Origin of the sequence: Cupriavidus sp. SK-3 (assembly GCF_000611145.1) — a bacterium.
Classification (GTDB): domain Bacteria; phylum Pseudomonadota; class Gammaproteobacteria; order Burkholderiales; family Burkholderiaceae; genus Cupriavidus.
In genome coordinates this window covers 14179-33131 of the sequence record NZ_JFJV02000060.1, presented here as the reverse complement: position 1 = coordinate 33131, position 18953 = coordinate 14179, and the positions used below count along the sequence as shown (strand labels likewise).

Sequence of the window (18953 nt, the reverse complement as noted above, 5' to 3'; positions counted from 1 at the left end):
ATCCAACCCTGAGAAACAGCACTGTGTCCAACCATCAAAGTTCCCGCCGGGCGTTCCTGCTCTCCGGCGTCGCCGGCGCCACGCTGGTCGCCGCGTCGCAAGCGCTGGCCATACCGTCCGTGAATCGGGTCGAAGCCGGTACATCCGTTGCCCCTGTGCAACGCATGCCGGTCAGGCAGGTGCGCACCGACTGGCTCGAAATCGGCTATCACGAGACGGGCCCCGAACACGGCCGCCCCGTGATTCTGCTGCATGGCTTTCCTTACGACATCCATAGCTATGTGGATGTCGCTCCTATCCTGGCGTCGCGTGGCTGCAGGGTCATCGTGCCCCATCTGCGTGGCCACGGCACCACGCGCTTTCGCGAGGCATCCACGCCACGGGCGGGACAGCAGGGGGCGATCGGGGAAGACGTGATTGCGCTGATGGATGCGCTGCACATCCCCGAGGCTGTGCTGGCGGGATATGACTGGGGCGGCCGTGCCGCCTGCGTGGTGGCTGCAATCCGTCCTTCGCGCTGCGTCGGCCTGGTTTCCGTCAACAGCTATCTGATCCAGGACATTGCCCATGCCACCGCCCCCCTGGCGGCGCAGGTCGAGCGGGGCCTCTGGTACCAGTACTACTTCCAGACGGAGCGCGGTCGCGCCGGCCTCGAAGCCAACCGCCGCGATATCGCCCGCCTCCTGTGGGAGAACAATTCGCCGACCTGGCACTTTGACGAGCCGGCGTTTGCGCGCGCGGCCGAGGCATTCGACAACCCGGACTATGTCGATGTCGTGATTCACTCGTACCGCCACCGGCTTGGCCTGGCGCCCGGCTATCCGCAGCATGAGGCAACGGAAAGAAAGCTGGCGGCGATTCCGCCGATCCCGGTTCCCGCCATCACGCTGGATGGCACGGCCGATGGCGTCGTCCCGGCAACCGACGGCAAAGCCAGCGCCGCACGGTTTACCGGGCCGCGCATGCATCGGCAGATTCCGGGTGTCGGCCACAACTTGCCGCAGGAAGCACCCGAGGCCTTTGCCGACGCGGTGACAGAACTCGTGCGCGGCGGCAGATGGCGCACGTGAGTGGCGCGGGCCGAAGCCAGGCGGCATTGGACTGGCTGGCGCACGAGATGTCCGCCCCGCCCACGCGGGCCGGGCTGCGTTCAATGGCGCCCTGGAGTGCTCTAGTGACCAGCGCTCTGCCCGCCGTCGACATGCAGGATTTCGCCAGTTACGAAGGGCGCCGAATCCAGATACAGGATGGCGTCCACGATATCGCTCATCTCGCCCATACGGCCTACCGGATGGAGTGCCCCGAGCGCGGCATGGGTTTCCGGCGGGTGCATCGGGGACTTGATGATTCCCGGCGAGACGGCATTCGCGCGAATGCCGCTCCTGGCGTATTCGATGGCGAGCGATTTCGTGGCCGCGTTCAGTCCGCCCTTGGTCATCGATGCCAGTACGGAAGGCACGCCGTTGATGGCGTGGTCGACCAGGCTGGTGGTGACGCTGATCACGTGGCCGCTCGACCTCTTCTCCATTTCAGCGATGGCGAGCTGCGTGATGTAGAAGAAGCCTGCGAGGTTCACGCTCGTTTTCGCCGCGTAGTCTTCGGCGGTGTACTGGGTAAAAGGCTTCGCGATGAAGATGCCGGCGTTGTTGACCAGCGTGTCGATGCGGCCGAAGCGCGCCACGGCTTCGGAGATTACGCGCCGGGCGGTGGCCGGATCGGCGATGTCGCCTGCGACCGTCAGGATGTTGTCGTCGTCCGACGGCTTGATGGATCGCGCCGTTGCGACAACGCGGTAGTCGCGCTGGCGGAAAGCCTTGACCACCTCCGCACCAATACCTTGCGATGCACCAGTAACGACGACGACTTTTTGCGATGTGCTCATGATAAACCTCGATACAAGTTGATTCGGCTCTCTTGCCGATCGGGCCGGCGGCACCGATTGGTCCTAAATCTAGTTGAATCGATGCTGAGTTCGAATACCCGCCATGGACAAAGAGTCTTGCCTGACGGGAACAAATCAGGCGGACAGCCAGTGCCCGCGTCAATCTGTCCGTCTGTTGAGTGTGCGGGAACGCCGGCGCAGCGGCTCAACAGCCTCACGGGCCGGAAGACGGCAGGAACGGCGGCGCGCAGGCGTGCGCCACATGCCATGCGCCTTGCGATTGCCAACGCGGATAGCAGGCATCGGGGGCTGTGACTGCCACGTTGGGCGAAAGCCCGGCGCATTTCGATTTACACCATGTAACAACCCATGTGCTGTGCGGCGGGTTAATCGGCGGACCGATTGCACCTATATTTTCCGCACGGACGACGGGTAGTCATCCGCTTCGTTGGAAATTCTGGAAATCAAAGCCAACCACAAAGCAGGGGAATTAAGCATGTCTGAAGAGATTAACCCTGACCGTCGTCGCTTCCTTGGTGCCGCGGCTGTCGGCATCGGTGCCTTGGAGTTGGGCCTGACCGGACTCGCCCGTGCGCAGTCGGATCCTGCCGGGCAGTCTGTTCCTGTCGCCGCCTGGGCGACGTCCGGTGCGTCGTTCGGCAACATCAGGCAGATCGAAGCCGGTGTTCTCAGCGTCGGCTATGCCGAGGTTGGGCCACACGATGGTCCCGTCGTTATCCTGCTGCACGGCTGGCCGTACGACATTTACAGCTACGTCGATGTGGCCCCGCATCTGGCAGCCGCTGGCTACCGGGTCATTGTTCCGCATACGCGCGGTCACGGCACGACGCGGTTTCTCTCCGACAAGGCATTCCGCAATGGCCAGCAATCGGCAGTTGCGCTCGACACCATTGCATTGATGGATGCACTCAGGATCGACAAGGCGATTCTCGCCGGTTACGACTGGGGATCGCGGACGGCTTGTGTCATCGCAGCGCTGTGGCCGGAGCGTTGCAAAGCCATTGTTTCCGCCAATGGCTACATCATCAATAACCTTGAGTTCAACAAGCGCCCGTTGCCGCCGAACGCCGAGCACGCGTGGTGGTATCAGTTCTACTTCGCTACGGAACGCGGCAAGGCCGGCCTCGAGGCTCACCGGCGCGATCTCGCCAAGGTGATCTGGAAGGAGAATTCCCCTAAGTGGAACTTTGACGATGCAACGTTCGACCGTACCGCGGCGTCCTTCGACAACCCGGACTATGTGGCGATTGTGATTCACAACTACCGTTGGCGACTCAGTCTTGCCGCGGGCGAGCCCCAATACGACAGTCTCGAGAAGCGCCTGGCCACGGGCCCGGCGATCACGGTGCCGGCGATCACGATCGACGGAGATTCGAACGGCGTCGCACCGGCTACGGACGGTAGCGCTTACGCGAAAAGGTTCACAGGCAAGTACGCGCATCGGATTGTCAAAGGTGCGGGCCACAACCTGCCGCAGGAAGCGCCGAAGGCCTTTGCGGATGCCGTAGTCGAAGCCGCCCGCTACTGAGCGAGCGCGGGTCGGGGGAAGTTCCGGATCGTCTGTGCCGGGAAGGTCCCCCTGGTGGATCGGCGCGGCCCCGCGTCGATCTGTCTTTCCGGGGAGCGGCGGTTGCTGGCGTGATCCGGGCTTGCACAGGGCTATCTGCGATCGGAAAGGAGTTTCTGTATGGCCGCTTCCGTTTCCTCGTAGTGTCCTTCGCCAAAATGCTGGTAGGCGATCTTGCCGCTGGCATCGACAAGATAGAGGGCGGGCCAGTATTGGTTCCTGTAGGCGTCCCAGATGACATACGCATTGTCCTGCACGACCGGATAGCGGATGTCGAGGCGCTTGAGAGCAGCCTGTACGTTCGAGGTCGATTTCTCGAACGGGTACTCGGGCGTATGCACGCCGACCACCATCAGCCCCTTGTCCCGGTATTTGTCGTACCACTGCCTGACGTGCGGGAGCGTGTTGATGCAGTTGATGCAGGTGTAGGTCCAGAAATCGACAAGCACTACCTTGCCGCGCAGTGCGGAGATTGTCAGCGGCCCGGTGTTCAGCCACTTCGCGTTGGCGGGAAACTCCGGCGCCTTGCCATGGTCGGCAGGCGAGGGGGCTATCGCACTGCCGTGTGTTGCTGCGAGTAGGGATACGGCTGCGATACAGGCACGAATCGAGCGGTGCATGAGTCAGGCTCCAGGGTTGATTGAGGGAAACGAGTTGGTCAGCCAGGCTACGGCAAGCACGTCATACTGGAAGTACATGGCAACGGCGGTTGCGGCGACAATCGCGCCAAAGCCGCGCTGCAAATGATGTGCATGGCGGGCGACCTTGTGGCCGCGGGTGGTCACGAACCGGCCGCCGTAGGCAATGGCCAGCATGGGAATCGCGGCACCCGCGGCGAACAGCGTGAGGAGCTTTGCGGCACGCCCCAGGTCCTGCGCCCTGGCGACCAGTGCGAGGATGGAAGCCAGTACGGGCCCGGCGCACGGCGTCCAGACCACGCCCAGCGTGGTGCCTAGCACGAAGCCGCCAACCATGCCATTGCCTGCCCGGGCACCTACGCCGGCAAGGCGGTCGATCACGGCGCCAAACGGCGTCATGAGCCGGTCGAATAGCCTCGGCCAGATTCGAGCGAGCCCGGATGCGAACAGAATCAGGATGGAGACATCCCGGATCAGGTCGTGCACGTCACCGAGAGAGCTTGAAAGTGCACTGAACGCAATGCCCACCGAGGAGAACGCGGTGACGAACCCCAATGCGATTGACAGCGGACGCAGAGGATTCTGCTCGCCGATGGACGTGCTCACCACCATCGGCAGCACGGGAAGCACACATGGGGACGCGATCGTCAGCACGCCGGCCGAAAATGCCAGTACGAGTTCGATCATGGCTGGCGCCCGCGAAGCCCCGGCAAGGCGCGCCTGGTGATGCCCGCTCTGCGGCGCCGCTGCGGTAAATGGGGTAGGGTGGCGGTGGTTGTTGAAGTCACGAATGCCTCCGGTGTTGACGCAATGGCGCTATTGCAACGCTCGCGCGTATTCCGGATGTTTCGGGAAACGGCCGGAAATGAAATGTTTCTTGTCCGCGGGCGGTCCAGATACATGCCGATACAAAGCGCCGCTGAGGCCACAGCACAATGGCATCAAGGCGCGGGTTGCGCGCCGCGATCCTGGAGGGGAAACGAAAATGAAGCGTTCACTGCTGCTCGCCACGATGATCTTGTCCGCACTCGCGTATGAGCTTCGCGCAGGCGCGACCTGCCGATGGGCTTTCTCCAGACCGCCTGTTCTGCGCCTGGCGGGCGCCGCACGGCGACGGCGTGTTCGCCCTGTGACCGGAAACCACCCTGCCAATCTGAAGGTGCGCCATGACTCAGCCTGACCATATCCTTATCGTGGACGACGACCGGGATATCCGTACGCTGGCGGCCGAGTATCTCGAACGCAGCGGGATGCGTGTGACCCTTGCGGCGAACGGGCGCGAGATGCGCGCGGCCTTGGACAAGGGCGCGGTGGATCTCGTCGTGCTGGACCTGATGCTTCCCGGCGAAGACGGACTGACGTTGTGCCGGGACTTGCGCGCAAGCGAACGCAAGAACATGCCAGTGCTGATGCTTACTGCCCGCAACGAGGAGGCCGATCGTATCCTGGGGCTTGAGATGGGCGCGGACGACTACCTCGTCAAGCCATTCGCGGCGCGCGAACTGCTGGCCAGGATACGTTCGGTGCTGCGGCGCACGCGCATGTTGCCCCCCAACCTGCAGATCACCGAAGCGGCTACCATGCTGGCTTTCGGCCCCTGGCGGCTGGATACGACCGCGCGGCACCTGCTCGACGATAACGACGTCATCGTCGCCCTCAGCGGCGCGGAGTACCGGCTCCTGCGGGTCTTCCTCGACCATCCGCAGCGCGTGCTGAACCGGGACCAACTGCTCAACCTGACGCAGGGACGCGAAGCCGAACTGTTCGAGCGCTCCATCGACCTGATGGTGAGCCGCCTGCGGCAGCGCCTGCGCGACGATGCCAAGGAGCCCCGCTATATCAAGACGGTGCGCAGCGAGGGCTATGTGTTCGCGGCGATGGTGGAGATTCGGGAGGAGCGCACATGAGCCGCCCGGACGGGACCCTGCGAGGATGGCCGCGCACGTTGTTTGCTCGCCTGATGGTGATCCTGCTGATCGGCCTCGTGCTGGCGCAAGGGCTTGCCTTCAGCCTCGTGCTGCGGGAGCGCTCGCAGGTCGCCGACAGGTTGATGCTGGGCAACCTCGGGCGCGATGTAGCCAGTTCCGTTGCCATCCTGGACATGATGCCGGCGGATAAGCGGCCGGCCTGGCTCGATCGGCTGGGGCGCCGAAACTACAGCTACCTGCTCAACGCCGGCACGGCCGGCGGCGACCCGCCAGCCTTGCAACTATCCCAGGAAGCCGTCGCGACGATCGCAGAGGCACTGGGGGAGCGCTACGATGTGACGGCAAATACACTGTCTGCCGATGGGGCGCAATTCCAGGTGCATTTGCGCCTGAGCGACGGCAGTCCGCTCACCATCGATGTCCATCCGGCGCCAACGGGATTGTCGGCCTGGTTGCCGGGGCTCCTGTGCGTTCAGCTGGCGCTGCTGGCAGGCTGCGCCTGGATCGCCGTGCGCCTGGTAACGCGCCCGCTGAAGCAACTGGCGGCGGCCGCGGAGAACCTGGGGCCGGATCTGAAGGCCGACCTTATCCCCGAGCGCGGGCCGGCCGAGGTGGTACACGCTGCGGCGGCCTTCAACGCCATGCAGCAGCGCATCGCGGGGTATCTCGCCGAACGCGTGCAAATTCTCGCGGCGATTTCCCACGACTTGCAGACGCCCATCACGCGAATGCGGTTGCGCCTGGACTTGATGGAGAGATCCGAGGCGCAGGACAAGCTTTACAGCGATCTTCGCGCGATGGAGCATCTGGTCCGCGAGGGGGTCACCTATGCGCGCACGCTGCATGGCAGCGCGGAAGCGCTGGCCCGCGTGGACCTCGATGCACTGCTGGACAGCCTGGCTTGTGACTATCGGGACGGTGGGCATGCGATTACCCTGGACGGCAAGGTCGGCGCACCGGTACTGACGCGCCCGCAGGCGCTGCGCCGCATCCTGACGAACCTCGTGGACAACGCGCTCAAGTTCGGCGGCGACGTGGATATTGCTGTGTTCCGGGAGGAGGAAGGCAGTCTTGCCATTGCAGTGCGGGACCGCGGTCCCGGCATTCCCGAAGCCGAGCTTGAACGGGTCATGCAGCCGTTCTATCGCCTCGAGACGTCCCGGAACAGGGGGACGGGCGGTACGGGCCTGGGGTTGGCGATTGCGCAGCAACTGGCGCAGGCCCTTGGCGGGCGGCTCGTACTCTCCAATCGGCAAGAGGGCGGCCTTCAAGCCAGGCTCACCCTGCCTGCACAGGCATAGCGGGCTGTTCCGGCGCGCGGCGCCTCGTTTCCAGCGACGGCGGGCAGGGCGGGCTGCACGTCGCGTTTAGCGTTTAGCGGTGGCGGTTGGTGTTTGGCATGAAGCACTTCGTGCCGCGTCCCGACAAGGTGGGGTCCGTGCCGTCCTCTGGTCCGGGTCCAGTCTCTCCGCCCTCGGCTGCCGTGTCTTCATTCCCTCCTCCCCGCTGCCGCGACGGACGATTTTGTATTCGTTTGTATCGCTTGCCCAGTGCGATACGCGTGCTCACAGTGCCACGGCGAAATCGCTACGGGCCAGATACATCGGTCGCCTTAAATGCTTCGTGTAGCGCGGCGGCGGCAACCAAGACCAGATCCTCCCGCCCGCGCCGCAACACCGCCCGCGCCGGACACCGGCGCAACTGCCCTACACGAACCTGGATAAGCATCATGAAAATCATCAACGTCACAATCTTTGCCAAGCGCCTTGTCTCGATCGTTGCCCTCGCCGCCGCCGCCGGTGGGGTACAGGCTGTGTCCGCAGCCGAGCTGGCTTCGAATCATGGCGCTGGCCCAGGCGCAGCCGCCGCGCGCAGCGTAGAGCGGGACCCGTTCACCGACGGCGCGCGTAGTGGCGAGCGTGACGTCTACACGGATGGCGCCCGTTATGTCGATGGCACCGCGCGATTCGTCGCGGGCCTGGATCGCGTTGGCGTCTCCGCTTCGCCCACCCGCGGCTCAGATGCCGCTGCCGACAGCGCTGCCATGCTCGCCCGCATCAGCAACCGTGACGGCTATACCGAAGGCGAACACGCTGCAGATCCCCGCTTGGCCGCATAGCACGTACGGTCACTCCGATGACCGCCCGGATTGATCGCTTGCAATTGATAAACAGCTTTTCTATTTCCAGTAAGGAATCCACCATGACCCAACTCGAAAACGTACTCTACACCGGCAAAACCCACACTTCCTCCGGCGGGCGGAACGGCACATCCCGCAGCTCTGATGGCCGCCTGGACATCCAGCTCTCGTCACCTGGCACCGCCGGCAGTGGCACCAATCCGGAGCAGCTGTTTGCCGCTGGCTGGTCGGCCTGTTTTATCGGTGCGATCGGGATCGCGGCTGGCAAAATGAAGGTCGCTCTCCCGGCCGACCTGGCCATCGACGCGGAAGTGGACCTGGGCACAACCGGCGGCGCTTACTTCCTTCAAGCGCGTCTCAATGTCAGCCTCCCGGGGCTGGAGCACGAAGTCGCCCAGGCGCTGGTGGACGCCGCGCACCAGACGTGCCCGTACTCCAAAGCCACAAACGGCAACATCAACGTCGTGATCAACCTGGTCTGAGCCAGCGTTTCATAAATCCAGCCTGCCCGTGCCTATCGGGCAGGCAACCCTTCCACATCCCCTTGAACTCGCACCTGGCCTATCGATTTCCACGGGCGCCTGGGATGTACCGATCTGCCCGGCGGGCAAGCGGAGGTTCACACTGCCTGACGCGCGATTTCGCGTCAACGTACCGGATGCGATGGCGGTCGCCTTGCAAGAAGGGATGGGTATCGGCGCGCTGCCTACGCTGACGGTGCGCGCGGCCTTCCGGGCCGGCACCCTGGTTCACGTACTCCCCGAATATCATCTCCAGCGGCTAGATATCTACGTCCTCTATGCGTCGCGACAGTACCTCGACACCAAGATCAAGACCCGGATCGCCTTCATACGTGAATGGATTCCCGATGCGTTACGCGCGGACGAAATTCTTGTCCAGGGAGTAGACCGGCCTGTGTGACCCTGGCGGCGCCGGAAGGGATAACGCATCCGATCGGAGACTGGTGCGCGGGCACCGTGTGGGGCCTCAGGCATGCAAGACCCGGGAGGCGTCAAGTTACTGTGGCCGGCGAAGTCCTGGACGCGGCGGTGAAGGCCACCTGGATTTATTCCGTCGTGTACCAAGTGATTTTCCACGTTGGCGGCTTATCGGGGCGGCGCCGGAGCCTATAGTTTAGCCAAGGCGGAATGCGGATCGTCTACACCATCCGTCCGGCATGGAAGATCGGATTCCGCATCTGCGGCAACGCGGTTCCCGTTGTTGCTATGTCAATTCGGAAGACGTCCCTCGCCAGAAGTAGCAGATGGCCTACGGGAAGCATGCCGAGCCAATCAATCAATCAATCATTCTTGAGATGTCTTTGTTCAGCCGTAATCATTGAGGAGCCGAAATGTCCGTGGAATCCAATCTCGCCGATCTTGGCCTTGCGCTGCCGCAGCCACCGCAGCCCCTGGGCAGCTACACAGCGACCAGTGAAGCAGGCGACCTTCTTTTTATATCGGGGCAACTCCCGCTTCAGGAGGGCCGCGTCGTTTTTCAAGGGCGCGTTGGCGAAGTCCTGACCCTGGAGCAAGGCAAGCAGGCGGCTGAGCTGGCCGCTTTGAACGTTCTGGCGCAAATCAGGCACCACCTTGGCGGATTTGAGCGGCTGGATCATATCGTGCGCGTCGAAGGCCATGTGAGCAGTGCCGAGGGCTATTTCGACCAACCCGCGGTGATCAACGGCGCCTCGGATTTGTTTGCCGCCGTGCTGGGTGAAAAGGCCGGCCATGCACGTTCGGCGTTCTCGCATAGCCAGCTGCCTGCCAACGCCGCTGTCGTGCTGGTAGTCATCGCGAAGATAAGGCCGGCACAGTAGCTCAGTGCGCGAACTTCTCCACCAGAAAATCGACGAAGGCTCGCACGCGCAGCGACAAATGGCGCGCGTGTGGGTAGAGCAGGATGAACGGCCGGGTGGCCCCGCCGTACTCCGGCAACACCTCCACGAGATTCCCCTCGCGCAGGTCAGACTCCACCACGAATCGATAGGTCTGAAACAATCCCGCTCCTGCGCGCGCCAGCGTGGCGCCGCCGAGCACGTCCTCGGAGCATCCGTAGCTTCCTGTTGTCGCGACGTCGATGTGTTTCCCTTCATGACTGAAGGTCCAGGCCAACCGGCGTCCGCTGCTGGGAATATCGAACTGAATGCACTCGTGCGTGTGCAACGCGTCAAGCGTCGCCGGTTTTCCCGCGCGCTTGAGATAGCCCGGCGTAGCGACGACCACAAGTTCCGCGTCCTCCAGTTTCCTTGCGATGAGAGTGGAGTCCTCAGGCGCCTTGCCACGGACCGACAGATCGTAGACGTCGTCTGCGAATTCGACGTTGCGATTGCTGATATGGGTTTCGACGGAAACATCGGGGAAGCGCCGATGGAATTCCGGCAGTACCGGTAGCACCCGGTAGTGCGCATATGGGGTTGGCAGGCTGATGCGCAGCAGGCCTGCCGGACTCCCGTGCTGACCGCTCACTTGCCGCTCGGCATCGACCAGTTGCGCCAGCGCGTTGCGAGATTGCTCGAAATAGATCCGGCCTTCATCCGTCAACCTTATCTGTCGTGTCGTCCTGACAAAGAGGCGTACACCCAGGCGCGATTCCAGGCGGGAAACGGAGCGGCTTACTGCTGCCGGCGTCACGCTGGTGGCAATCGCTGCCGCCGTAAAACTGCTGAGTTCCGCGGCGAGACAGAAGAGCTCGATGCTGCCGAGCTGAAGGTCATCGAATTTGCGTTTCATCGTTTTGCGGGCATGTAACGACTGTTATGTCGCGAGGGGCGTTTATCGGTGCCGGCCCATCCAATAGATTGGAGTCCCCGGGCTGGACACGCATTGCAATCAGCCCTTCATTCAGGAGAATTCGATGCAGTTGATCTACGTTGGCGACCCGATGTGTTCGTGGTGTTACGGATTTGGAAATATTTTGACGGAACTCACGGAAACAAGGCCGGACCTCCCCTTGAAAATTGTAGTGGGCGGCATACGCGCAGGGGCAACGGACATTCTGGACGACGCCGGCAAACGCTTCCGCCTTCAGCACTGGACGCGCGTGGAGAAGGCTAGCGGTCTTCAATTCAACCGCAAGGGGTTCCTGGCTCGCGAAGGCTTTATATACGACACGGAACCCATCTGCCGAGCGGTGGTAACCGCGCGCGCATTCGCTCCTGGACAGAATCCGCTTCCGCTATTTTGTACTCTGCAGCGAGCATTCTACATGGATGCCCGGGATACCACGGCAACGGATGTCCTGGTCGAAGTGGCAGCGGGCGCCCTGGCAGACAGCGGCCTCGATGTATCGAAGCAAGCATTTCGCGATCTCTTCGAATCCGACAGTGTGAAGCAAGCGACGCAGGCGGATTTTGCCCTCGCCCGTAGCTGGGGTATATCAAGTTTCCCGAGTTTGCTCGTCGAAGATCGAGGGCAGTTGCAACTTCTGGCGATGGGGTTCACATCCCTGGATATTTTGAACAATCGATTGAACAAGGTATTGGGCGAGCGCGCATTTGCGGCGGCATGAATGAAACGTTGTCTCCATGGCCGGGGGGGGGCCATGTGTCGGCAATCCAGTTTCGCTGTATGGATCGTAGCGGTTCCGGCAATATCGCACCCTGAGATGCGCGGATTCTTGCGCGGCGAGCTGATGCGCAGCCTGCCCGGCAGCGGGGGCAGGTCCATCAGGTGCAAGACCTGTGTGGATGGTCTGCGTGGTCAGGTGCTACATGCTACGATTTCCTCCATAAAGCTCTCCGACATCCATACAGGGAGGCAAACATGGCGATAGTCGAAAACGGCAACCAGGAAACCGAGTTTTGGGAGGGCGTGCGCATAGCCGCGGACTCCCGCTACCGGGCCGAACAGGCCGCGAAGATGCGGCGCACTATCGGCTGGGCCCTGGGGTTGTCAATCGCAGGCCTGTGCCTTGCGCTGGCGGCTCACCGACGATACCGGGACACCGTGCATCTGTTTGGCTTGGGTGATGAGAACGACAATGGCTAGTGATTTTCTGCCCACTCCATGATCCATGGTCCATGATCCATGAGTAACGATGGGAGATTGCCGTGTCGAGCCATGTCTTTGTCGAAGAAGGGGATTACCACTGCCACTGCACGGTCTGGGAGTCACATGGCGGGATTTGGCAGGCATCAGTATTGTTCGAGCGGAAGATCGATCACACCAACGAGTTCATCCCTGGGTTGCGGCACAAGATGAAAACCCGATTCGGCAGCAAGGAAGAAGCGATCCGCGAAGCCATTGCCTACGCAAAGGCTTGCGTGGAGAACACGCAGACGGGGCTGTAGTCTCGCGCCATTTTCCCGGCCGATGTGCCTGCTTCATGGCCGATCATGGGCCGTGCAATGATGGCACTTGCCGTGCGACTGACCGGTATCGGCCAGGTCATACGGGGTATGACACCACTATCCAGGGGTGACCAGCGTGTACCTGGGCGTGGAAGCCCAGGCACGAGGCGGCCCGAAGCGCTTTTGACCGTGCGTATCTTCTCCGCTATTCCGCTATTGCGTCCCGGACACAGGTGGGGGCGGAGATGCAGGGCCCGGCGCCATTCAGCGCCGGGCCAGGCGAACTACGGACAGGCGCGGCTGAAGGAGTCATCATGCAAGAGCTTGCCTTTCGCACCATGCTGTACCGCTACTTCTTCTTCGGCTGGCTGTTCCGCGATGTCAGCCGGGGCAATCTCGTCGAACGTACCGTCGCCTGGCGTTTCAACCAGGCGCACGCGCACTGGCTGCTGACCTATATGCGGCGCTGGCTCTGGTGCGGGCTGGCCTTCTGCGCCTTGGGCGGCGTGGTCGAACTGATGCTGCGCGCGCCTGGCCTGTCAGCGCTCTTCTACGTGCCCGGTGTGCTCAGCGTGCCGGTCAATGTCGTCATCGTTGTGCTCTGGATCGGCCTGAAGGCACTTCCCGGGCCGCCGTGAGCGGTGGCGCCGGCATCGGCCAGAGTGCCGGATGTTTCGGACCAGGAAGGCCCGACATCCCCGGACGCTTCGGGGGATGGTGCCGGGCGGCCGCGGCCGGCCAGCCTTGATTCCCGCTGCCAGTCGCCATGTCAGGCCCACTATGTGTATAAAATGGCGCCTGCTCTTCCCGGGCAGCCAATTTATCAATGCAATCCATACACAAACGACCAGCCATCGACGGTGATCTCGGCTGGTATGAATCATCACCTTCCCGTCATTCCGGTCTCGGAGCGCGCCTCAAGGGGGAGCAGCATTTCGATGTTGCCATCGTAGGGGCCGGGTTCACCGGGATCTCGCTGGCACGCCGGCTGGCGGAGATCCGTCCGCAGGCAAGGATCGCCCTTATCGACGCACTTGAGATCGGCCAGGGCACCTCGGGCCGCAACGCTGGCTTCCTGATCGATGTGCCGCACAACGTGGATGGTGGACAGCCGGACGCCGAATACGAGCGTCAGCTGTTCGCGCTGAATAATCTTGCCATCGGCCAGTTGCGCAGCCTGAAAGAACGATACCGCATCGATTGCGGCTGGCACGACGCGGGGAAATACATGTCGGCGCACGAGGAAGGCAATCTCGCCAGGCTCGAGTGCTTTGCCGATGCCCTGAAGGCCGCCGGCTTCGAATATGAAGTCGTGGAAGGACAGGCCCTCTCGCGGCGGCTCGGCACAAGCTATTACAAGGCGGCGGTCTATACACCCGGCAACGTGCTGGTAAACCCGGCGGCCCTGGTTCGCGGTCTGGCCGCTGCGCTACCGGAATCCGTCACGCTGTTCACGGCGAGCCCGGTAGTGGCCTGCGACTACGGGCCAGTCCATACCCTGAAGTTCCTGGGCGGCACCTTGCGCGCTGACGTGCTGGCGCTAACCGTCGGCAGTTTCAGCGAGGCATTCGGCCGCGTCGGGAACCGGCTGGCTTCACTCTTCACCTATGCGAGCCTGACCGAACCGCTATGCGGCAGCGAAGTCTCGGCCCATTTCAACGGGGTACGGCCCTGGGGCACCACATCGGCGCACCCGGCCGGAACCACCGTCCGCTACACGCCTGACGGGCGCATCTTTGTGCGCAACACGTTTCACGTTCAGCCTGCGCTGCGCAGCAGCGACACCTGCCTGCAGGCCGCATGGGAAAACCACCGCAGGTCATTCGAGGCGCGCTTTCCCTCCATTGCCGGTAAGCGCTTCGAATACACATGGGGCGGGCTTATCAGCATGACGCTCAACCATCACTCCGTGTTCCGCAAGGATGGGGACAACTTCTTCAGCACCGTGGGGTGCAACGGTGTCGGTGTTGTCAAGGGCACGTATCTCGGCCACTTCATGGCCGAGTACATGAACGGCATGCGGAGCAGGGAGCTCGACTTCATCATGGCAAACAGCCTTCCAGGCTGGATGCCGCCTGAACCTTTCAAGCGCATCGGTGCATCGCTTCGACTCAGGCGTGAAGTGGCGGGCGCAGGAGGGGATGTCTAGGGAGGCTTGCGGAGCCGGGCCTTCGTCAGGCCCGAAGGGGGCGACGGAATATTCCTTGCTGCCCTGTGGAGGGCTTCCTGCCTGCCGCATGGGAACGCTGGGTGTGAAAAAAAACCGGAACTGTGCGGGGTGCCCGTTCCGGTTTCGCGCAGCGTGCGCGTAAGTGGTGCAGCGACGCTGCGAAGGGTGAATTTAAACATATTTACATCTGAAATAGATGTCTCTTAATTCTCATGTTGTTGTCAGCCAACGCTGAATAGTGATTTGAGGTCCGTCACGTGAGGGTTTCATCATATCCGGCGGGAACCTCGGAGACACTCATGTCCGGAAGACGGTTGGATGCACCGGACGATGCCGGGAGAGCCAGGCGGCAGGCGGTTTTTCCCTTGCACACTTGCGTGCGGCACCAGCGGATTTTGCGTGCCGTTAGAGGCGGGGAAGATATGGCGCCACGCCGCTGACGCCTGAGTTTCGAGTGTTGCACCCCGTCAACATCGGACAGGTCTCGGGCTTGCAATGCTGTCGGAAGTGGTTAAGCTCCACTCCTATCGTTATAGTTTTTATAACCAATAAGAGGCGTGAAGCATGAACGCACTAGCTGCGCTTGCCGTTGGATTGAGCGGGGTTGCGCCGAGCGACGGCATTCGGAATGCGGTTCAAGGAAACCCATCAAGTATTGCCGGTTTGTCCAGTGAGGAGGTAGATGCTTACCTTGCTTCCTATGTCGGCATGCACGGAAATCCCGCCGCGCCCGTCTGGCTCTGCGACATTACGCCAAAGACCGATGGCAAGTCGCTGACAGCACCGCTCAATCCTTTGCACGAGCCAGTTGTATGGGACAAATACTTTCGACAGCGGAATCAGGAAAGTATGATGCGCTGGCAAAGCCATCAGAAAGCGGCAAAGCTCATTTCCTCAGCGCGCTCGGCGGCAATTGGCGCAGAAGCATGCGACTGGAAGCATTACTTCATGCACCACCTTTACGGTCCCTCCGGCGGGGAATTCAGGATCAGTCTGTTTCCTTTGCCCACGGGCGCAAGCGGAAACAGATGCTGGGCCAGGGTGTACCGGAACCAACCGGCGCTTAATCCCCAGAGTCGATACCTCAGTCTATGCCGGACGGGTGGCCGTTTCCGCTTCATTGCGAAATTGAGGCAACGCATGCAGCCCAAGGTAATTGTCTGCATAGGCGCATGCCATGCGGACGACTTCCTGCGCGCATTCGAGTTCTCCAATGCGAGAGGTACGGACGCGATACTGCAGCCAGCGGATTTACCCGTGAGATTGCAGGTGTACACCCAGGACAATACGGCGTTGGTCATCTCGCCGGCGTTTGGAGGAGTGGCAGGCCTCAACTCCGACGTATTGTTAAATGCGATGGGGCGCTTCACCGCGCAATGGCTGGCCGCCACCGATTTCCCTTCGCCATTGGAGAAAGTCTGATCGTTAAAACGACTCGGCAGCTGCACCAAGAGCCCGTTTGAAAACTGAAGGATGAAGGATGGGCGACTCTGCGCAGTAGCAGCCCGCCCATTGCGATATAGGCCATGGTCTCGGACGCATCAGGACGCCGCTCGTAGTCCCTCCATCCGAAGGTACGCTCCATCACCCAACGCCAGGGTGACACCGCGAAGCCAACCTGATCCTCGTGGCGGCGCATCACCTGCACGACGAAGTCGAGCATCGCGGCCTTATCCATCAAAGTGCGACGATCGTACGCACCATCTGCAAACAGATCCTCAGTCCCGGCCGGCGCTTCGTTAGCGTCTCCAGAACCGCCAACGCCCCTGTGCTGTCGGCGATGCCCGCTGGCGTCAAGTTCACCATCGAGCACCGCGAGGAGCCGGTGGCGGCATGTCGCGTGCACCGCATGAATACAATAATGTCGACATTAAAATTTAGCGCTGCTATGATCGTGCTCACGATAGCCTGGGCCAATAGAAATCGCCTGCCGCACAGTTGCGCTGGTGAGGCAAGCAGCACCTGGCAGGCTGGGTGATAGTCCGGAAAACATGGGGGAGACGATGTCATTACTGAAAAAGCTGCTCGCAGCGGCGCTGTGCGCCGAGGCAATCATTGCCTTGTGCGCGGCAGGTCCGCTCCAGGCACAGGAAGCCTGGCCCGCGCGCCCGATTCAAATGATCGTGCCGTCGTCTCCCGGATCGGGAACCGACGCGCTGGCGCGGGTCATGGCGCGGCGCCTTTCCGAATCGCTGAAGCAATCCGTGGTCGTGGAGAACCGGCCGGGTGGCAGTGGGGTGATCGGGACCAACGCCGTCCTCAAGGCGGCGCCGGATGGCTACACGATTCTCTACACAACGGCATCCAACATGGTGGTTGCGCCGGCGGTCATCAAGCCCATTTCCCAGGAGGCAAGAAAGAGCCTCGTGCCGATCGCGCAAACTGCGGTGGGTGGGGTGTTGCTGCTGGTGAGCCCGGATCTGCCGGTGCACGACTTGCCTGGACTCATCGCGCTGGTGAAGGCGAATCCGGACAAGTACAGCTATGGCAGCTGGGCCACCGGCTCTTCCGCGCACTTGACGATGGAGTGGCTAAAGAAGCAGACCGGCATGAAGACCGAACACGTTGCATATCGGACATCCAGTCAACTGCTCACCGAACTATCCTCGGGGGTGCTGAAGATCGGCTGGACCGATCCCAGCGTGGCGGTTCCGTTCCTGCAATCCGGGAAGGTGCGCGGCATTGCCATTGTGGGCAACGTGAGGTCTCCCCAGCTCGCCGACGTCAAAACGATGGGTGAACAGGGTTACAAGTTCAGCACGGTGGGATGGTTCGGCATGTTCGCGCCGGCGGGAACTAGTCCGGCAATCGTGAAGCGGCTGGCCGATGAGGCCAACAAGGTGCAGGCGTTGCCGGAGATCGCGGCCCTGATGAAGAAACTGAACTTCGAGCCGCCTCCTGTAAAGTCCTCAGCGCAGTTGGGCGAGATCGTCCGGAATGATCTGCAAGTCTGGACGAAGATCGCCAACGACGCAGGAATCAGGCTCGAGGAATAAGATGTGCCGTGCGCGGCATTGCGCGCTGCCCGGGACAAAGCCGCCATTTCCCAGCCCGATAGCAGCCAGCCGTCCTGATCCCTTGGCCAGCTTCGAGCGGGTCGTCCATTTGGCGGGTGACCGGCGTTCTCGCCTTGTCGATCCTGGTGATGGCGGTCATATCAACCCTGCATCCGGATACGGCCCCTGGCCGGGCGCTAAGGAATGATTGCGTGAATTACTCTGAACTTTCGGGTGCGGTTCCTGCCGCCACATCGCCGCAAACTCTGCGCGTTGATTTTTTCCTTGACCTGATTTGCCCCTGGTGCTGGATTGGGTTGCGTAATCTGCGTTCAGCATGGGCAACCATTCGACAGCAGCATCCTGGGTTGGTGCTGGAAACGATATGGCATGCCAATGCTTTGCTGCCGCAGATTCCTGCGCAAGGCATTCCGTACCAGGAATTCTATGAAGCAAGGCTTGGTGGCCAGCCGGCTGTGGCGATGCGCCGCGCACAGATTCGCGCTGTGGCCGAATCGGTCGACCTGTCGCTGAACTTCGAAGCCATTGCGACCTTCCCGAATTCGGCGCTGGCATGTGCCCTGGTCAATGCGGCCCAGTCCAGGCTGGTGCCGGAGGCCATGTACCAGTTGGTAGAGTCCATCTACTGTGCATTCTTCTCCCAGGGGCAAGACATCGGTTCGACCGAGACACTGCAAGCCCTGGCTCAATCGTCAGGGTTCAGTTGGGACGCCAGGGCGTGCTCTCCGGTCCCGTCCTCAATGGGGGCCGGCCATGCCGGAGGGGTTCCTCATCTCGTCTTCAATGGGCAGTGGCCGGTCACTGGCGCAGTTCCGGCAAGCGAGTTGATTCAGATCATGCAGAAAGCCGTGGCGGCCGGGCGTTTGGACAGCGAGTGCAAATCCGATGCCTGATTCCGAATGGATTCCGGTCGGGCCTCCGGAGTCGCTGGCTCCAGGCGCACGCAAGCTGGTCTTGCTGCAAGACGGTCAATCGGCAATCGTGTTCAACCTTGGCGGCCAGTTCTTTGCCATGGAAAACAGTTGCCCGCATGCGGGAGCCTCCATGGCGGGAGGTTCGTGTGTTGAGCACGTTATCAGCTGCCCTGCACACGGCTTGCGATTTGACATTCGCAACGGCCAATGCACCGCATCTCCGGGCTTGCGTATCCGCACCTATGAAGTCGTCGTGGAGGACAGGCAACTTTGGCTACGCCCGTCAGAATTGGTGCGTCGGGCAGCGGGTCCGCGCACGTAATGCAGTCTTGCCTTGCGTCGCCGTCCGGCTCGAAGCTGCGGTAGCCGGCGATCCGGTGCTGCT

Annotated in this window: 22 protein-coding genes and 1 pseudogene; 18 read left to right on the top strand and 5 right to left on the bottom strand. The window is 61.9% G+C overall.

The features are described from left to right. The first annotated feature begins 164 nt into the window (after positions 1 to 164). On the top strand, positions 165 to 1070 hold the full coding sequence (locus tag CF70_RS06640; RefSeq protein ID WP_235184920.1) for an alpha/beta fold hydrolase: 906 nt from the start codon (positions 165 to 167) through the stop codon (positions 1068 to 1070). Between the two features lie 101 nt (positions 1071 to 1171). Here the strand turns inward: CF70_RS06640 and CF70_RS06635 are convergent, their stop codons facing one another. Then, positions 1172 to 1882, bottom strand: a complete 711-nt coding sequence (locus tag CF70_RS06635; protein ID WP_035862222.1) for an SDR family NAD(P)-dependent oxidoreductase — start codon at positions 1880 to 1882, stop codon at positions 1172 to 1174. Between the two features lie 496 nt (positions 1883 to 2378). Between CF70_RS06635 and CF70_RS06630 the strand changes: the two genes are divergently transcribed. Continuing rightward, a complete protein-coding gene (locus CF70_RS06630; RefSeq protein WP_035862220.1) occupies positions 2379 to 3431 on the top strand; it encodes an alpha/beta fold hydrolase in 1053 nt (350 codons plus the stop codon). Between the two features lie 131 nt (positions 3432 to 3562). Here CF70_RS06630 and CF70_RS06625 read toward each other — a convergent pair whose 3' ends face one another. Both CF70_RS06625 and CF70_RS06620 read right to left on the bottom strand, forming a co-directional pair. Continuing rightward, positions 3563 to 4090 (bottom strand): thioredoxin family protein, encoded by a 528-nt coding sequence (locus CF70_RS06625; RefSeq protein WP_035862218.1) that lies wholly within the window; start codon positions 4088 to 4090, stop codon positions 3563 to 3565. A gap of 3 nt (positions 4091 to 4093) precedes the next feature. Then, complete coding sequence (locus CF70_RS06620) at positions 4094 to 4795, bottom strand: cytochrome c biogenesis CcdA family protein (RefSeq protein ID WP_035862216.1); 702 nt, start codon at positions 4793 to 4795, stop codon at positions 4094 to 4096. Positions 4796 to 5274: 479 nt separating this feature from the next. On the opposite strand from CF70_RS06620, the gene CF70_RS06615 reads away from it, so the two are divergent. The 6 genes from CF70_RS06615 (at position 5275) to CF70_RS06590 (ending at position 9995) form a co-directional block, all read left to right on the top strand. Next, the gene (locus tag CF70_RS06615) at positions 5275 to 6015 is read left to right on the top strand and encodes a response regulator (protein ID WP_035862215.1); all 741 of its coding nucleotides are present in this window, start codon (positions 5275 to 5277) and stop codon (positions 6013 to 6015) included. Beyond that, a complete protein-coding gene (locus CF70_RS06610) occupies positions 6012 to 7337 on the top strand; it encodes an ATP-binding protein (RefSeq protein ID WP_035862214.1) in 1326 nt (441 codons plus the stop codon). The genes CF70_RS06615 and CF70_RS06610 overlap by 4 nt, the downstream gene beginning before the upstream one ends. Before the next feature lie 428 nt (positions 7338 to 7765). Continuing rightward, entirely contained in the window at positions 7766 to 8155 is a 390-nt protein-coding gene (locus CF70_RS06605; protein ID WP_051648092.1) for a hypothetical protein, read from the top strand. Between the two features lie 83 nt (positions 8156 to 8238). Then, positions 8239 to 8658, top strand: a complete 420-nt coding sequence (locus tag CF70_RS06600) for an organic hydroperoxide resistance protein (RefSeq protein WP_035862213.1) — start codon at positions 8239 to 8241, stop codon at positions 8656 to 8658. Positions 8659 to 8686: 28 nt separating this feature from the next. Then, a complete protein-coding gene (locus tag CF70_RS37465) occupies positions 8687 to 9097 on the top strand; it encodes a LysR substrate-binding domain-containing protein (protein ID WP_235184916.1) in 411 nt (136 codons plus the stop codon). A 430-nt stretch (positions 9098 to 9527) separates the two neighbouring features. Continuing rightward, positions 9528 to 9995, top strand: a complete 468-nt coding sequence (locus CF70_RS06590) for a RidA family protein (protein WP_035862200.1) — start codon at positions 9528 to 9530, stop codon at positions 9993 to 9995. A gap of 1 nt (position 9996) precedes the next feature. On the opposite strand, the gene CF70_RS06585 is transcribed toward CF70_RS06590, so the two are convergent. Next, entirely contained in the window at positions 9997 to 10908 is a 912-nt protein-coding gene (locus CF70_RS06585; protein ID WP_035862190.1) for a LysR family transcriptional regulator, read from the bottom strand. 124 nt (positions 10909 to 11032) lie between these two features. Between CF70_RS06585 and CF70_RS06580 the strand changes: the two genes are divergently transcribed. The 6 genes from CF70_RS06580 to CF70_RS06555 all read left to right on the top strand — a co-directional run bounded on the left by CF70_RS06580 (position 11033) and on the right by CF70_RS06555 (position 16059). Beyond that, complete coding sequence (locus tag CF70_RS06580; protein WP_035862187.1) at positions 11033 to 11686, top strand: DsbA family protein; 654 nt, start codon at positions 11033 to 11035, stop codon at positions 11684 to 11686. A 254-nt stretch (positions 11687 to 11940) separates the two neighbouring features. Continuing rightward, on the top strand, positions 11941 to 12165 hold the full coding sequence (locus tag CF70_RS06575; RefSeq protein WP_035862184.1) for a hypothetical protein: 225 nt from the start codon (positions 11941 to 11943) through the stop codon (positions 12163 to 12165). A gap of 62 nt (positions 12166 to 12227) precedes the next feature. Continuing rightward, a complete protein-coding gene (locus tag CF70_RS06570; RefSeq protein ID WP_035862182.1) occupies positions 12228 to 12467 on the top strand; it encodes a hypothetical protein in 240 nt (79 codons plus the stop codon). A 314-nt stretch (positions 12468 to 12781) separates the two neighbouring features. After that, positions 12782 to 13105 (top strand): hypothetical protein, encoded by a 324-nt coding sequence (locus tag CF70_RS06565; protein ID WP_035862179.1) that lies wholly within the window; start codon positions 12782 to 12784, stop codon positions 13103 to 13105. Between the two features lie 188 nt (positions 13106 to 13293). Further along, positions 13294 to 14616, top strand: coding sequence for an NAD(P)/FAD-dependent oxidoreductase (locus CF70_RS06560; protein ID WP_035862175.1), 1323 nt, complete (start codon positions 13294 to 13296; stop codon positions 14614 to 14616). Between the two features lie 585 nt (positions 14617 to 15201). Further along, positions 15202 to 16059 (top strand): transcriptional regulator, encoded by an 858-nt coding sequence (locus CF70_RS06555; protein WP_235184915.1) that lies wholly within the window; start codon positions 15202 to 15204, stop codon positions 16057 to 16059. 55 nt (positions 16060 to 16114) lie between these two features. On the opposite strand, the pseudogene CF70_RS06550 reads toward CF70_RS06555, so the two are convergent. Further along, positions 16115 to 16476 (bottom strand): annotated as a pseudogene (locus CF70_RS06550) (transposase); the annotation flags it as partial. A 164-nt stretch (positions 16477 to 16640) separates the two neighbouring features. Between CF70_RS06550 and CF70_RS06545 the strand changes: the two are divergent. Genes CF70_RS06545 through CF70_RS34520 form a run of 4 tightly spaced genes read left to right on the top strand, consistent with a single transcriptional unit; the run spans position 16641 to position 18890 of the window. Next, positions 16641 to 17633, top strand: a complete 993-nt coding sequence (locus tag CF70_RS06545; protein ID WP_035862172.1) for a Bug family tripartite tricarboxylate transporter substrate binding protein — start codon at positions 16641 to 16643, stop codon at positions 17631 to 17633. After that, a complete protein-coding gene (locus tag CF70_RS38745; protein ID WP_081862049.1) occupies positions 17575 to 17841 on the top strand; it encodes an alpha/beta hydrolase in 267 nt (88 codons plus the stop codon). The genes CF70_RS06545 and CF70_RS38745 overlap by 59 nt, the downstream gene beginning before the upstream one ends. Before the next feature lie 4 nt (positions 17842 to 17845). After that, positions 17846 to 18547 carry a DsbA family protein gene (locus CF70_RS06540; RefSeq protein WP_051648090.1) on the top strand — a complete coding sequence of 234 codons (702 nt, stop codon included), beginning with the start codon at positions 17846 to 17848 and terminating at the stop codon, positions 18545 to 18547. Then, complete coding sequence (locus CF70_RS34520; RefSeq protein ID WP_081862047.1) at positions 18540 to 18890, top strand: Rieske (2Fe-2S) protein; 351 nt, start codon at positions 18540 to 18542, stop codon at positions 18888 to 18890. The genes CF70_RS06540 and CF70_RS34520 overlap by 8 nt, the downstream gene beginning before the upstream one ends. Positions 18891 to 18953: the final 63 nt, after the last annotated feature.